The sequence below is a fragment of the Devosia sp. A369 genome (assembly GCF_054489345.1).
Window position 1 is genome coordinate 1 of record NZ_JBTMWV010000049.1, and the last position, 1,726, is coordinate 1,726.

Consider the following 1,726-nt stretch of genomic DNA (forward strand, 5'->3'; position numbering starts at 1 on the left):
CACTGCATTGATTGGCGCCATATCGCCGACATGGTGCTCGCGGGACGCCAACTATTCGACAGCTTCCTCAACATATGCGTATGGGCGAAGAGCAACGGTGGCATGGGTTCGTTCTACCGCAGTCAGCACGAGATGGTGGCTGTCTTCAAACACGGAGAGGCCAGCCATACCAACAACGTGCAGCTCGGTCGCCTCGGCCGTAACCGCTCTAACCTTTGGCAGTACCCCGGAGCTTCGTCATTTTCAGCGACGCGGAAAACTGACCTTGATGATCACCCCACGGTCAAACCGGTTGCCATGGTTGAGGATGCCATTCGGGACTCCACAATACCGGGCGATCTGGTGCTTGATCCATTCGGCGGCTCCGGGACGACGTTGCTGGCGGCGCAAGCCACCAAGCGTCGAGCGGCTCTCATCGAGATCGATCCAAGATTTGTCGACGTCATTTTGCGCCGCTTCCAAACAGCGACAGGAATTGAGCCGGTATTGTTGCCATCACAGAGGCCCCTTTCCGACGTCACGGAAGAACGCGCGGAGGGCACCAATGTCCCATGATAGCGACGGCGATGCCCCCTATGAGGTTGGATATGGGAAGCCGCCGAAGAGTTCGCGGTTCAAGCCGGGAACATCGGGTAACCCAAAGGGGCGCAAAGCTCGGGGCACCACGGTCAAAGCTAAGCTCCATGAAAAGCTACATCAGAAGCTGAAATTGTCAGACGGCACGACCAGCACGCCGATGGACATGATCATTTCCAGAGCTCTTCACGAGGTCGCTGCTGGCAAGCTCGGAAAATGGGTCCCAACGCTCCAATTTCTGAGTGAATTTGACCCTAAGCAAAAGTTTAAGCCGACTTCCAACGACGAGGAGCGACTGAGCAATCTAATCGCCGACGCGATCAGACAGGGGAACACAGATGGCGAGGAGTGACCCCTATCAGCTGATGTATCGGACCCAGTTTGATATGTTTGCCGGGCTTGCTTTCGAGGTTCTTCATCCTGGCGAACAGCTGCTCGAAAACTGGCATATCGGCGTCATCGCGCATCAGATAACCCAATTCATAGCCGGAACGCCTAATCGACTAATCATCAACCTGCCGCCGCGCAGCCTGAAGTCATTTATGACCTCGATCGCCATGCCGGCATTCCTGCTCGGTAAGGATCCGCGGCTAAAAATACTGATCCTCGCCGGCACATCGGATTTAGCCAATGATTTCCGCCAAAAGGTCGTTAGGCTCATGCGGTCAGATCGATACGGCGGCGTGTTTGACCAGATCGAATTCACCGCGTCTGACCGGCGCATGGATTTCCCACAGGGCGGTTCTTTGTCTTTCCTCAGGTATGGAGAGGCGATTATCGGCAAAGGCTACGATGTCATCATCATCGACGACCCACAGTCACCGTCTCAGATTGAGGATGCCGACAAGCGCGAGCAAGTCGCCGAATATTTCAAAAATGATGTTCTACACCGCCTGAACAGCAAGACGCACGGGCGCATCGTCATCGTGCAGCAGCGCCTCCATGTAGGAGACCTGACCGGTTATTTTTCTCATAAGCGCGAATGGCAATGCCTCGCCATATCCGCTATTTCCCGCGGCGTCGAAAAATGGGCCACCCCACGTGGTGGGTTCGTTACGAGAAATAAGGGCGTGGCCCTTTGCGAGGAACGGGAGAGCAAACAAACAATCGAAGAACAGCTCCCCTTGATGGGCGCTGAGAAATTCGCTGC

The 1,726-nt window shown here is 55.3% G+C and carries 3 protein-coding genes; all 3 read left to right on the forward strand.

The window, feature by feature from the left end; translation table 11 throughout:
* A partial coding sequence (locus tag ACX3OZ_RS20795; RefSeq protein ID WP_459105499.1) for a DNA-methyltransferase occupies positions 1-555 on the forward strand: 555 nt, incomplete at its 5' end.
* Positions 545-928, forward strand: coding sequence for a DUF5681 domain-containing protein (locus tag ACX3OZ_RS20800; protein ID WP_459105500.1), 384 nt, complete (start codon positions 545-547; stop codon positions 926-928). The genes ACX3OZ_RS20795 and ACX3OZ_RS20800, both read left to right, overlap by 11 nt.
* On the forward strand, positions 915-1,726 hold an 812-nt coding region (locus tag ACX3OZ_RS20805), incomplete at its 3' end, for a terminase large subunit domain-containing protein (RefSeq protein WP_459105501.1). The genes ACX3OZ_RS20800 and ACX3OZ_RS20805, both read left to right, overlap by 14 nt.